12 protein-coding genes are annotated in these 12965 nt (G+C 39.0%); 7 read left to right on the top strand and 5 right to left on the bottom strand.

Annotated features, from left to right (window positions below; genetic code table 11):
* Positions 1-47: 47 nt before the first annotated feature.
* The 4 genes from dut to G8E00_RS04140 form a co-directional block, all read right to left on the bottom strand.
* Positions 48-500, bottom strand: a complete 453-nt coding sequence (gene dut / locus G8E00_RS04155) for a dUTP diphosphatase (RefSeq protein WP_166222128.1) — start codon at positions 498-500, stop codon at positions 48-50.
* Between the two features lie 64 nt (positions 501-564).
* Positions 565-2604 (bottom strand): UvrD-helicase domain-containing protein, encoded by a 2040-nt coding sequence (locus tag G8E00_RS04150; protein WP_166222126.1) that lies wholly within the window; start codon positions 2602-2604, stop codon positions 565-567.
* Positions 2605-2934: 330 nt separating this feature from the next.
* Positions 2935-3579 (bottom strand): OmpA family protein, encoded by a 645-nt coding sequence (locus G8E00_RS04145; RefSeq protein ID WP_166012208.1) that lies wholly within the window; start codon positions 3577-3579, stop codon positions 2935-2937.
* Between the two features lie 82 nt (positions 3580-3661).
* Entirely contained in the window at positions 3662-4312 is a 651-nt protein-coding gene (locus G8E00_RS04140) for an OmpA family protein (RefSeq protein ID WP_166012207.1), read from the bottom strand.
* 235 nt (positions 4313-4547) lie between these two features.
* On the opposite strand from G8E00_RS04140, the gene G8E00_RS04135 reads away from it, so the two are divergent.
* The 7 genes from G8E00_RS04135 (at position 4548) to G8E00_RS04105 (ending at position 9785) form a co-directional block, all read left to right on the top strand.
* Positions 4548-5471, top strand: coding sequence for an acyltransferase (locus G8E00_RS04135; RefSeq protein ID WP_166222124.1), 924 nt, complete (start codon positions 4548-4550; stop codon positions 5469-5471).
* A 20-nt stretch (positions 5472-5491) separates the two neighbouring features.
* Entirely contained in the window at positions 5492-6541 is a 1050-nt protein-coding gene (locus tag G8E00_RS04130) for a preprotein translocase subunit SecA (RefSeq protein WP_166222122.1), read from the top strand.
* Between the two features lie 118 nt (positions 6542-6659).
* On the top strand, positions 6660-7385 hold the full coding sequence (gene minC / locus G8E00_RS04125; protein WP_166222120.1) for a septum site-determining protein MinC: 726 nt from the start codon (positions 6660-6662) through the stop codon (positions 7383-7385).
* 69 nt (positions 7386-7454) lie between these two features.
* Positions 7455-8267 carry a septum site-determining protein MinD gene (gene minD, locus G8E00_RS04120; RefSeq protein WP_166222118.1) on the top strand — a complete coding sequence of 271 codons (813 nt, stop codon included), beginning with the start codon at positions 7455-7457 and terminating at the stop codon, positions 8265-8267.
* 1 nt (position 8268) lies between these two features.
* A complete protein-coding gene (gene minE / locus G8E00_RS04115; protein ID WP_166012202.1) occupies positions 8269-8541 on the top strand; it encodes a cell division topological specificity factor MinE in 273 nt (90 codons plus the stop codon).
* A 248-nt stretch (positions 8542-8789) separates the two neighbouring features.
* Positions 8790-9077 (top strand): PA4642 family protein, encoded by a 288-nt coding sequence (locus G8E00_RS04110; protein WP_166012201.1) that lies wholly within the window; start codon positions 8790-8792, stop codon positions 9075-9077.
* A 123-nt stretch (positions 9078-9200) separates the two neighbouring features.
* Positions 9201-9785 (top strand): DUF4234 domain-containing protein, encoded by a 585-nt coding sequence (locus tag G8E00_RS04105; protein ID WP_166222116.1) that lies wholly within the window; start codon positions 9201-9203, stop codon positions 9783-9785.
* A gap of 39 nt (positions 9786-9824) precedes the next feature.
* Here G8E00_RS04105 and G8E00_RS04100 read toward each other — a convergent pair whose 3' ends face one another.
* The gene (locus tag G8E00_RS04100) at positions 9825-12836 is read right to left on the bottom strand and encodes a DNA translocase FtsK (protein ID WP_166012199.1); all 3012 of its coding nucleotides are present in this window, start codon (positions 12834-12836) and stop codon (positions 9825-9827) included.
* Between the last annotated feature and the right edge of the window lie 129 nt (positions 12837-12965).

The raw sequence follows: 12965 nt of genomic DNA, 5'->3' as shown, positions 1-12965 counted from the left end.
ACAGAAAAAGATAAAAACCTGACGTATCAGGCTTTTATTTGTATAAATTAGTTTGTGCCAGTATGCCCAAAGCCACCTGCACCACGTTCAGTTGCTTCAAACTCATTCACTAAATCAAATTGAGCTTGAATCACTGGAACCAACACATATTGTGCAAGACGTTCGCCTGGTTCTAAAGTGAATGTAGTTTGACTACGATTCCAGACAGAAACCATCAGTTCACCTTGGTAATCAGAGTCAATCAAACCCACTAAATTGCCTAGTACAATTCCGTGTTTATGACCTAAGCCCGAACGTGGAAGAATCAAACCTGCATATTGTGGATCTTCGATATAAATTGCCATACCTGTTTTCACTAAAACAGTTTGACCAGGTTCAATTTGAATCGCTTGGTCTACACATGCACGTAAATCCAAACCTGCTGAACCTGTTGTTGCATAAGTGGGTAATGGCCATTCTTGCCCAAGGCGTTGATCAAGAACTTTAACTTGAACTTTCATATAAAATCCTGTGTGGTTTACAATTAATCTTTTAAGGTTTCAATGTCTAACGTTTTTTAAGTTTCTAACGTTTAAGTAAAGCTTTTAAATTTTGCAAATACTGTTGAGCCTGCACTTTCGGATCAACATGCTCTGCTAATTTTTTCTTACGTCCGAGCCAGTCAATTTCATCTTGCGGCAATTCATCTAAGAAACGGCTTGGTGTCATTTGCTTCATTTGACCACCATTTTTACGCTGTTCAGCCAGTGTTAAAGTCAAACCTTGCTTCGCACGGGTAATGCCTACATACATCAAACGACGTTCTTCTTCGATGGTATCGGCCACGATTGAGTTTTTATGTGGAAGTAACTCTTCCTCTAAGCCCATGATATAAACAAATGGGAACTCCAAACCTTTAGACGCATGCAATGTCAACAAATTCACCTTATCGATGTCTTCATCTTCTTGCTGCTGCTCAAGCATGTCTAGAAGCACCATTTTTCGAATCACACTTTCAATGTTTTTTTCATCGACATCTTCAGCACGGTTAATCAAACTTTGAATACTGCTATACAGCACTTCAATATTATCCAGTTTGGTTTTTTCCTGCGCAGGTGTCGCTGCGGATTCTTTGATGTAATCGATATAGCCAGACTCATGCATCATTTGACGAATTTTAGGCACTGGCTCATCGTCATCTAACAGCTCACGGGTAAAGTTTTGAATAAACTCTGCAAATTCAGCCAATTGAGAAGTGGCTTTCTTCGGCATCACCATGGTTAAGCGTTGATCGCTCGCAGCCGCCAATAGAGATAAGTTATTTTCTTGAGCAAATAAGCCTAATTTTTCTAAGGTTACAGGACCAATCGCACGTTTTGGCGTATTGATAATACGTAAGAAGGCACTGTCATCTTCGGGGTTAATAATAACCCGTAAATAACTCATAATGTCTTTGATTTCAGCACGACCGAAGAAGGACTGACCACCTGAAAGCTTATAAGGAATTTGCATTTGGCGTAACTGAGTTTCTAAAACACGCGCTTGAAAATTACCACGATACAAAACTGCATAATCTTTCCAGTTTTTACCGTTCATCAGTTTATGGGTAAGTAAATCTTTCACCACACGCTCAGATTCATCGTCATCATTACGACAGGTAATAATACGAATGACTTCACCATGCCCTTTATCACTCCACAATTTTTTATCAAAAATATGCGGGTTATTTTCAATAACATGGTTGGCCGCTTTTAGGATTCGGCTGGTCGAACGGTAGTTTTGTTCGAGCTTAATCACTTTTAAATTCGGGAAATCTTCTTTGAGTAAAGCCATATTTTCAGGCTTAGCACCACGCCATGCATAAATGGATTGGTCATCATCCCCTACGGCAGTGAACTGCCCCATTACACCGACAAGAAGCTTCACCAAAATATACTGTGCTGTGTTGGTATCTTGATACTCATCGACCAACAGATAACGCACTCGGTTCTGCCATTTATCACGAACTTCTGCATTTTCCTGTAAAAGACGCGTTGGCATCACAATCAGATCATCAAAATCTACGGCGTTATACGCACGTAAATTACGTTCATACAGTTGATACAGATGCGCAAATTGAACATCTTCAGCCGTTTCACAGGTGGTATGCGCTTGCTCAGGCAATATCAGATCGTTCTTCCAATCTGAAATCATCTTCATTGCTTTTGCGATAAGCTCTTTACTTTCTGCACCAGACAAATTATCTCGATGCATTAAATCCATCAAAATGCGCTTACAGTCATCGGCATCTAAAATAGAAAAGTTATTTTTAAGTGGTGTATGTTTAAGTTCTAGTCGCAGTAAATTTAAACCAAATGTATGGAAGGTCGAGACGGACAAACCCTTACCATCTTCTTTCCCCAATAGCTTACTCACACGTTCTTTCATTTCACGTGCAGCTTTATTGGTAAAGGTCATTGCGGTAATTCGATGTGCAGGAATGCGACATTGCTTGACTAGATAAGCAATTTTTTGAGTAATTACCGATGTTTTACCTGAACCAGCCCCTGCAAGTACTAACAAGGGTCCTTGAGTGTATTTCATGGCTTCAAGTTGCTTGTCATTCAAATGACTTGCCGACGACATAGTATTTCCTCTTTTGTTCCAAGGCACGATTATAGACATCTGCATAGCAGTTGCCTAATGATTTACAAAAAAAATAATAGTATTTATTTTTCAGTGAATTAACTTCTAATAAAACGATGATTTACACATTTTCAGGACAATAAAAAACAACATATGGACTTAAAGCAAACATTAAGATGTTCACTTAATCCGCAATGATTGAATGAAAATAAGATAGAAATAATGACTTTGAATGATCAAACATACATGATGAAGATGTTGGCAAATCAATTGCAGATAAAAAACCACCCGTAGGTGGTTTTTTATTCATTCAATAAAATTCAAAACGAATTATTGAACTTGATAAATGCTGATTTCAACGCGACGGTTTTGTTCTTTACCAGCAGCAGTTGTGTTGTCTGCGATTGGATTAGATGAACCTAGACCTTGAGCATTAATACGTGAAGTAGAAACACCTTTAGTTGCAAGGTAGCTCGCTACTGCTTGCGCACGAGCTTGTGACAATGGAAGGTTAATTGCGTCAGTACCAGTGCTGTCTGTGTAACCAGAAACTAAGATACCGCTCTTGCTGTCTTCAGTTAAAGTTGCAGCAACTTTATCTAAAGTTGTGTAGAAGTTTGTTTTGATGTTTGATTTGTTTGTATCAAACGTAATGCTACCAGGCATGATCAATGCAACAGAACCGTCAGCATTACGGCTCACTTCTACACCAGTACCCGCCATTTGAGTACGTAATTTTTTCTCTTTGTTATCTAAGTAAGCACCAGATAAGCCCCCAACTACTGCACCAATGGCAATAGCACGATTATTTTGAGCACTTGAATTAGCATTTCCTTTAGAAATACCGTAACCAGCTGCAGCCCCTAGTACTGTACCAATCGCAGTTTTGTCAAACTGAGTAATACCTGTAGTTGATTGGCAACCAGACATTACTAAAGAACCCACTACTGCTGCTGTAATTGCTAATGCGCGCATTATATAACCTATTTATTTCATCATAAAAAAAATCGAACCACAGCTATACTGTGGTTCGATTCTCATTATACCTGTTTTTTTCTTAGTTCGTAGCGTAAATACTGATTTCTACACGACGATTTTGCTCACGACCTGCAGCAGTCGCATTGCTTGCGATAGGGTTAGACGCACCATAACCTTGCGCATTAATACGATTGCTTGGAATACCTTGAGACGCTAAATAGCTCGCAACTGATTGCGCACGCGCTTGAGACAATGGGATATTGATTGAATCATTACCTGTATTGTCAGTATAACCTGTTACCAAAATCGCACTACGGTTATCTTCAGTCAAAGTTTGTGCAACTTTATTCAAAGTTGTATAGAAGTTTGGTTTGATGTTTGATTTGTTGGTATCAAAAGTAATGTTACCCGGCATAACCAAACCAACAGAACCATCTGGGTTACGGTTAACTTCTACACCAGTACCCGCCATTTGTTGACGAAGTTTTTTCTCTTTATTGTCAAGGTAGACACCAGCAGCACCACCAACAACAGCACCAATTAAGGCAGCACGGTTGTTTTGGCTAGCTTTGTTCGCGTTCCCTTTAGAAATACCATAACCTGCTGCAGCACCAATAATTGAACCTAAAGCAGTTTTATCGTATTCAACACCACCAATATTATTACCAGTAGTTGAACAACCTGACAAAAGCATCGCCCCAACTACACCTGAAATTAATAATGCACGCATGATGCGTCTCCTCGTTGTGATTCTTGTTAGTGAATAGAATTCATTCAATGCGATTACTTTAACCATAATTATTTTATTAATAACGTAGGCTTTGTTAATATTTTGTAATTACTGATGATATGAATGGTAAATTTTCAAACATATTTTATTCACAGTTTATTTTGATCCTTTTTTATTCATGCTTCAACGATTATATTTAAAAAAGGATAAAATTAAACCATTTTAGGACTGTTGTATGGGATCGCAGAAACAACCTATTTTAAAGAAAATAACCAAGGGGTTAACCGTTAGCTCTGTTATTACAGGCAGCACATTTTTACATGGCCCTCCTGTTTTAGCACTGGGTTTAACAAAGTTATTTAAGCAGTCTAAAAAGGTCGATGAAACCAACATTCAGATTACCAACAGTTGGCTTAGTGTAAACAATTGGCTCATTGACCACGTCCTTCCGAGTTTAAAATGGGATATTACGGTAGAAGCAGATCTGGATTTAAATTTACAAGGTCGTTACCTCATGACGTGTAATCACCAAAGTTGGGTCGATACCACGGTAACGCAATATTTTGGTTTGACTCGCATGCCACTGACTCGTTTCTTTACCAAATGGGAACTGATCTTTATTCCATTTGTGGGGCAAGCTTTTAAAATCTTGGGTTTCCCGATGATGAAGCGTCACACCAAAGAACAGATTGCGCAGAATCCTGAATTAAAAAGTCGTGATATGGAAGAAGCGAGAAAATCGTGTGAACAGCTTTTAAGCCAACCTTTCACCCTGTTGAATTATTTGGAAGGCACACGTTTTACAGAAGAAAAACATGCCAAACAAAACTCACCTTATCAAAACTTGCTCAAGCCAAAAGCGGGTGGATTGGCGTTAGCACTTAATATTTTAGAAGATGAAATTGATGCTTTAGTCGACATGACCATCGTGTATCCTGATGGCGCGCCGGATTATGGCGAATTCTGGCTGGGTGAAGTTTCTCGAATTGCGGTAAATTTACGTAGAATCGAGATCCCTGAATGGGTACGTGGTGGCAATTATGAAGATGATGCAGAATATCGTGCACGTTTTCAAAAATGGGTCGATGATCTGTGGACTGAAAAAGATCAGTTAATCACCGAAATAAAGCAAAAATATGCTATAAAATCAGCTGATTAAAATTAGAAGATCAAATAATCATGACAGAACAAAAAAGCTCCACACAACAGAATCATCCATCAATCCGATATGACACTATGGGTTGGAAGTTGTTTTTAATTTATGACATTTTTATGATGGTCATTATTATCATCAACCTGTTCTGTATTGTTGCAAATGCATTTTTATTGAGTAATTTTGCAGCGTGGTTATTTGATTTCATTCATCTTAGTCAGATTTTAAGCTATTACAAAGAACATTTAGTCCCTTGGGTCAACCTTACTGAAAGCTGGTTCATCATTTTTCTGATTGTCGAATTAGGTATCCGGTGGTTCATTGCGATTATTCAAAAGCATCATGCGCGTTGGTTCTTCTTCCCATTTGTGCATTGGTATGAAGTTTTAGCCATCATCCCCTATTTACGTTTTTTACGTTTGATTCGCGCAGGTGTGATTGCATTTCGTCTGCAAGAGCTCGGTTATATTGTTATTCCACCTAAATTAATTAAACGTTTTAACTTTTATTACCATTTGGTCATGGAAGAATTGTCTGATCGTGTGGTGATTACCGTTTTAGATGGGGTAAAAAAAGAACTGGATACCAGTTCAACCCACAAGCAAATTATTCATGATTTGGTTGATCATCATCGGGATATGTTTGCGCAAACACTTGCGGACATTTTACAAGAAACCTTGGCGACGGAACTTAAAGCTCAGCAGCAAGTGATTGCTGATAGCGTAGGTGATGTGGTGGTAAAAGCCATTGAAGACACGCCAGAGTTAACCCAATTATTAAAGTTGATCCCTATTGCTGGTGGTATGATCGAAAGTCGTTTACATGCGATAGGTCATCGACTTGGGGAAAATGTGACGATTGGTTTAATGCAACCTTTTGTGACAGGCTCGGTGCAAAAACCTAATAGTTCGTATCAACTGATTGCTGAAAAACTGAGTCAATTAAATATCAATAACCAATCACTTGAACAACTAGTTGAATCTGTAGTGTATGAGAGTTTAGAATCAATGCGCAAACAAGTTGCTGTAAAACAATGGCAACTGGAACTAAAAAAGAATGATCAACTCAAAGAATAGACAATTCATTGAAATTATTTGTATCTTAGATAGAGAATTGCTTCATTTTGTTCTAGCATTTGCCACACTTAATAAACTTAGTTTCAGCAACGCATTACGACATATTTAAGGAAAGTTTATGGCTGATATACGGATTACGGGCAGAATGGTTAATTTTACCCGATTAACCTTTGATACCAATGATCATGATGTTATCCGCCAACAACTCACTTCGATGATGAACGAAACATCATATGAAGGTGCTTTGGTTATTTTGGACACGACGGTTGAACAAGAGCTGATTGCACTGATTCAACTCTTAGTGGGTTTAGGCTTACAACCGATGGCTGTGGTTGATGGTCTAATGGGGGACGAAGCACGTGCAATTCAATTCCCTGTGTTAGCCGCAGATCGTCCATTACAACGTATTAAACCGACCAAAGAACAAGTCGTTGAAAGTAAAGTTGAAGCACATGCAGAAGCCCAAAGCGCTGCATCGACTGCAAAGAAAAACACCCCTGCTATTGCGCATATTACGTCTTATCACGACGAAATTCTGCGTACAGGTCAATGTTTAGTTCAAGACCACGGCGATATTATTTTGAACGCTGGTATTAATAGTGGTTCGGAAGTTATTGCTTCAGGAAATATACATATTTATGGCAGTGTCCGTGGTAGAGTGATTGCAGGCGCAGGCGGCAATTATGCTGCACGAATTTTTTGTCAATCTTTAGAGGCAGAGCTGGTATCCATTGCAGGTACATATTGTGTAGCTGATGATATTCCTCAACATGTTGCTAAAAGGCCTGTTCATATATTTTTGAACGATAAACAAGAGCTAGTGTTTGAAGCTTTAGAATTTTAATGTATATATAGCACCTAAAAACCCCCAATAATATTTAAGGGGATTTAAACCATAACAGGAGTGGAATCGGTGGCGAAAATTGTTGTCGTAACATCAGGTAAAGGTGGCGTAGGTAAAACAACTACGAGTGCATCTTTTGCAACAGGATTAGCCCTACGTGGCCACAAAACTGTTGTTATTGATTTTGACGTAGGCTTACGTAACCTAGATTTAATCATGGGTTGTGAACGTCGTGTCGTTTATGATTTTGTCAATGTTCTCAATAATGAAGCTCGCTTACAACAAGCGCTGATTCGCGATAAAGAAATCGAGAACTTATACATTTTACCTGCTTCACAAACACGTGATAAAGATGCACTGACTGACGAAGGTGTTGCACGTGTTATGGACGAACTATCACAAGAGTTTGACTATATTATTTGTGACTCACCTGCAGGTATTGAACGTGGTGCAATTCTTGCGATGTATCATGCTGATGAAGCAATCATCGTGACGAACCCAGAAATTTCTTCTGTACGAGATTCTGACCGTATTATTGGTATGCTCGATAGCAAAACTAAGAAAGTTGAGCAGAACGAAGGTCGTATCCGTAAGCATCTTTGTATCACTCGTTTCAATCCAGAACGCGCAGACAAACAAGAAATGCTCACCGTAGATGACATTTCAAAAGATATTTTACGTGTTCCAACTTTGGGTGTTATTCCAGAATGTGAAGTCGTTCTTCAAGCGTCGAACGAAGGTAAACCTGTAATTTTGTATACAGATACTTCTGCAGGACAAGCGTATGACGACTTAGTTGCACGTTTCTTGGGTGAAGATAGACCTTACCGTCACATCACTGTAAAACCAAAAGGTTGGTTAGCACGATTATTTGGAGCGTAAAATGGCTGGTTTTTGGAGTAAATTATTTAGTAGCGAGGAAAAACCATCAAGCGCTCAAGTTGCAAAAGACCGTTTAAAAGTCATTGTAGCTTCTGAGCAAGGGTTAGGTAAGCGCTTAAGCCAAGAAAAAATTGATCAAATGAAAAAAGAAATCATGCAAGTGGTTAATCGTTATGTACGTGGGGTGGATGAACAGCATATTCAGATGACTGTTCGTTCTGAAGCGAATATTGAAATGCTTGAAATGAATATCAATTTGCCTGAAGAGCGATAATTTGATTTCTGATTAGTCAATCAATTTGAATCAGGGCAAAATATGAGACTGGATCAGCGAAGCACTGCTTCGCCCAGTCGCAAGACGAGAAGCTATGCTTCGAGTGGACTGGATTAGCGAAAAGCTTCGCCCAGTCGCAAGACGAGAAGCTATGCTTCAATTTGCTTGTGAATCAATGAACATAAGCCTTCATTGATTCTCATATTTTGCTTTTTTTTATTTTATTCAGTATAGCCAAGGAGATTGCGATGGCATTATCTCAACCAGCCACATTCAACGAAGAATGGTCAGACGAGCGTGTATTTGCCTATTTAACTCAGCTACCTCCTGCAGGTGTAAATGCTGATTTTCATGTGCTGTATCATGCATTCAAACATATGCGTCCAGCAGATTATGAACGTCTTTTGACTCAATTTGTTGCAGATGGTCGTGATATCAATGCTACCAATCCTGAAGGTCAACGTATTCATGATGTGATTGCTGAATATCCACGTCAAAAAGATGGATTTTTGGAAGTTTTGGCGAAGTTTGCTTAAATTCAAGATCGCTATCATGTAAAAAACCTGCTTGAATGCAGGTTTTTTATTATTCAAAATTCAATTAAACTCATCAAAATAAATCAAAACTTTCATCATAAGATATTAAATAAGAAGATTAATATGAGCGAATTACACTCTAATAATGATTTACAAGTCCAACAATTACCCGAACCATCTATACATGAAATTACGTCAAAAGAGCACAAAGTGCCGACACAATACATCATCAGTATCGATAAATTTATTATTTTAAATATTTTTACTTTTGGCTTATATCACATCTGGTGGATATTCAAAGCTTGGCGTTTTTTCTTGCAAAAAGATCAATCCGATATTATGCCTGCAATGCGTACAATTTTTGCGATCATATTTTTATATCCACTCTTTAGCAAAATTTTGGATTATGCAAAAGAAAAGAATTATTCTGAGGATTTTTCAAAGCCATTTCTTTTAATTATTTATCTTTTGTTATCCGTGATTGCTCAAGCACCCGATCCCTATTGGATCATTACGTTTTTAAGTTTCTTATGCCTGATTCCCGCCTTCAAAGCCCTCAATTATGCCAAATTACATTCAACCGAATTTAAGACCATTGAACGTACAGCCTGGGGTACTAAATATATTGTGACCATTGTGATTGGATCAATATTTTGGATGCTTGTACTATTTGCTCTATACCTAGAAATGACAGAGCCACAAATGTAATTTGTGGCTCCATGTTTAACTTAGACTTTTGAAAATAAATTAAACCAAAATGTCACGCTTACCATTGGCACCCATTGGGCTCACAATGCCATTTTCTTCCATTTGATCAATAATACGTGCAGCACGGTTATAACCAAGGCTAAACTTACGCTGAAGCGAAGATGTCGATGCTTTACGTGTCTCCAAGACGAAAGACACACACTGATCATAGAGTGCATCACGATCAGATCCACCATCACCATCTTCAAAACCACGAGAGCTTGGTTCTTCATCATATGGTGTCAAGATTTCATCGATATAATTCGGTGAACCACGCTCACGCCACGCATCACAGATACGGTTCACTTCATCATCGGAAATAAACGCACCATGCACACGTTCAGGCTCAATTTTACCTGGCCCTAAGAACAGCATATCACCATGACCCAGTAAGTCTTCTGCCCCACCTGCATCCAAGATAGTTCGTGAATCCAGCTTACTGTTTACACGTAAAGCTGCACGCGTTGGAATGTTGGCTTTAATCAAACCTGTCACGACATCAACCGTTGGACGCTGTGTCGCAAGTAATAAGTGAATCCCAGCTGCACGTGATTTCTGTGCCAGACGAGTAATCATCTCTTCGGCTTTTTTACCGACTTGCATGATCATGTCAGCAAACTCATCTGCGACAATGACAATCAACGGCATCGGTTGTAAACGTGGTGCACGACTTTGCGTTGCTGAATCGTCTGGTTTCCATGTTGGATCAATGAGATCTTCACCGTTAGCAATTGCCTCTTCAACCTTACGGTTAAAGTCAGTTAACTTACGCACTTTGAGCAGTGACATGAGTTTATAACGACGTTCCATTTCATTGACACACCAGTTTAATGCACTGACCGCGTCTTTCATGTCAGTTACAACTGGAGTTAACAAATGTGGAATATCGTTATAGTTCGCAAGTTCCAATTGTTTTGGATCGATCATGATCAGACGCAATTGTTCTGGTGTGTATTTCAATAACATTGAAAGTAACATTGCGTTCACTGCAACCGATTTACCTGAACCTGTTGTCCCTGCAACCAACATATGCGGTGCTTTTGCTAAATCGGCAAGAACGGGGTTTCCTGAAATATCTTTACCCATGGCCATGCTGAGCAATGCGTTCGGATCACGATAAGCAGGTGTTTCCAAAAGTTCAATCAAACGCACCATTTCACGTGAGCTGTTCGGCACTTCAATCCCGATATACGGTTTACCTGGAATCACTTCAACCACACGTACAGATGCCATCGACATCGACCGTGCCAAGTCACGTGAAATGTTAGTCACTTTAGAGGCTTTAACACCAGGTGCCAAATCCAACTCAAAACGGGTTACCACAGGACCTGGCTGTGCCTCAATCACTTTAGCTTTGACATTAAATTCTTGCAATTTAATTTCAAGTAATTCAGACAAGCGCGCCAATTGTTCAGCAGTGAAATTGACTTTCTTGTTTGGATCAACTTTGTCTAAAATTTCTAAACCTGGTAATGGCGATAAATCTCGACGTTTCTGAGCCACCTGCATCGCACGAGACATTGGTCGGCCATAGGCATCTGTCAGTGGTGCATCTAAATCAAACTCATCTTCAACGTTTTCTTCTTCTGGAGCACCCACAGTTTCCTGCCATGCTTCACGAAATGCATCTTTATCTGCAGCGATACGACGTTTTTCTTCTTCAGATACAATTGAAGTTGGTGTATCAACTTGGATATTCGCCTTCACAAAAGGCGTTGACTGTGCATAACTGCTCAGTTGTGGTGTTTGACTACGTTCTGTAGTTGTAAAATCTGTATCATCAGCCAATGATGCTAAATCATCTAATTCGGCTGCCAATTTCTCTGTTGAATGCAAAGCTTGAACGGTTGCAGATTGAGCCAATGGTGCGGCTACTGTGGCATTAAATGGCGAATGGACATCTGTTGCTTGTTGACCATTAGGAACCACAGACAATAACTCATCAAAGACTTGATCGTCATTCCAATCCAATGGATCACTATGCTGAGTATGACTTTGTTTTGATACAAGCTGATCGAAATCATGTGACTGTTTTGCGTTTTGATTCAATTGATCTAAATCATCTTCTGCTGAACGCAATAATTCATCAATTTCACGTTTATGGTCGTCCTCTTGATGTAGTGCTTTCCACACCTCACCTGTTGGTACAACACGGCGACTTTCAGCCTCTAAACGATGTGCTTTTTCTAAAGTTTTTTCAAACTCGGCATCATCATCTGGATCACTAAAAGGTATGCTGTTTTCTTTGCTTTGAATATCCTGAAATAGACGTTCAGCAATTTGTTCACTTTTCTTATTTTTGACAGGTTGTGGCTGAGCTTGATCTACACTTTGAGTTTCAGAAACTTGTGCTGTTTGATCATGATCTGACTGCTGAGTATTCGCAGATTTTTTTTGAGATATTGGGCTCGTCAAATCATAATCCGATTCGCTTTCAGGCACATTTTTATAAAACAATTCCTGTAAATATGCAGGCGTTGCTTTCAATGTCACCCATGTTTTATTCCATTGAATACCAAAAGCTAAAGTCAAAAGAACAATATCTAAGATCGCAAGAAATAAAACAGCACCATAAATGCTCAGCAAATTGGATAAACTTTCACCTAGTTCAAATCCAATAATCCCGCCTGAAGCATTGGTTAAGGTATCTGCTGGAACATGCCATAGCAAATAAACCAGTGTTGCAGTGGTTAACAAAATGAAGAATTGTGCAGCGTAGCGAAAAGGATGACTGAGGAAACTTCTTGGCCACCATGTCTGGATTGCTTCAATAAAGAAGAAAAGCGGGATCAGTAAACTTGCCCATCCTAAAAATCCAAACAATAAATCTGCTATCCATGCACCGGCAACACCACTGGCATTTGATACTTGTTGAGTATCACTTGAAATATGCATCCATCCTGGATCAAATGGCGTATAGGTCACTGTTGCTAAAAACAAGTAAATGCCAAATGAAATCAAGAAAAATGTTAATAATAAGCGCTGTGCATAAACACTCGACACCGCAGTCATATACTGTCCTGTAAACAATTATTCATCATGTTCTATTGTGAAAACCCATTGTTTTCTTCAAAGAAGAAATTGTTCTATTATGCACGTGTTCTGTGAAAAAAGATGCAAGATTGTTGATGTAACTTGTTA

Source organism: Acinetobacter shaoyimingii, assembly GCF_011578045.1.
In the GTDB taxonomy this organism is placed as follows: Bacteria; Pseudomonadota; Gammaproteobacteria; order Pseudomonadales; family Moraxellaceae; genus Acinetobacter; species Acinetobacter shaoyimingii.
This window is presented reverse-complemented; position numbering and strand designations above follow the sequence as displayed.

Coding starts and splice junctions, on each gene's coding strand:
- dut (WP_166222128.1), bottom strand. CDS start 500: ATGAAAGTTCAAGTTAAAGTTCTTGATCAACGCCTTGGGCAAGAATGG.
- G8E00_RS04150 (WP_166222126.1), bottom strand. CDS start 2,604: ATGTCGTCGGCAAGTCATTTGAATGACAAGCAACTTGAAGCCATGAAA.
- G8E00_RS04145 (WP_166012208.1), bottom strand. CDS start 3,579: ATGCGCGCATTAGCAATTACAGCAGCAGTAGTGGGTTCTTTAGTAATG.
- G8E00_RS04140 (WP_166012207.1), bottom strand. CDS start 4,312: ATGCGTGCATTATTAATTTCAGGTGTAGTTGGGGCGATGCTTTTGTCA.
- G8E00_RS04135 (WP_166222124.1), top strand. CDS start 4,548: ATGGGATCGCAGAAACAACCTATTTTAAAGAAAATAACCAAGGGGTTA.
- G8E00_RS04130 (WP_166222122.1), top strand. CDS start 5,492: ATGACAGAACAAAAAAGCTCCACACAACAGAATCATCCATCAATCCGA.
- minC (WP_166222120.1), top strand. CDS start 6,660: ATGGCTGATATACGGATTACGGGCAGAATGGTTAATTTTACCCGATTA.
- minE (WP_166012202.1), top strand. CDS start 8,269: ATGGCTGGTTTTTGGAGTAAATTATTTAGTAGCGAGGAAAAACCATCA.
- G8E00_RS04110 (WP_166012201.1), top strand. CDS start 8,790: ATGGCATTATCTCAACCAGCCACATTCAACGAAGAATGGTCAGACGAG.
- G8E00_RS04105 (WP_166222116.1), top strand. CDS start 9,201: ATGAGCGAATTACACTCTAATAATGATTTACAAGTCCAACAATTACCC.
- G8E00_RS04100 (WP_166012199.1), bottom strand. CDS start 12,836: ATGACTGCGGTGTCGAGTGTTTATGCACAGCGCTTATTATTAACATTT.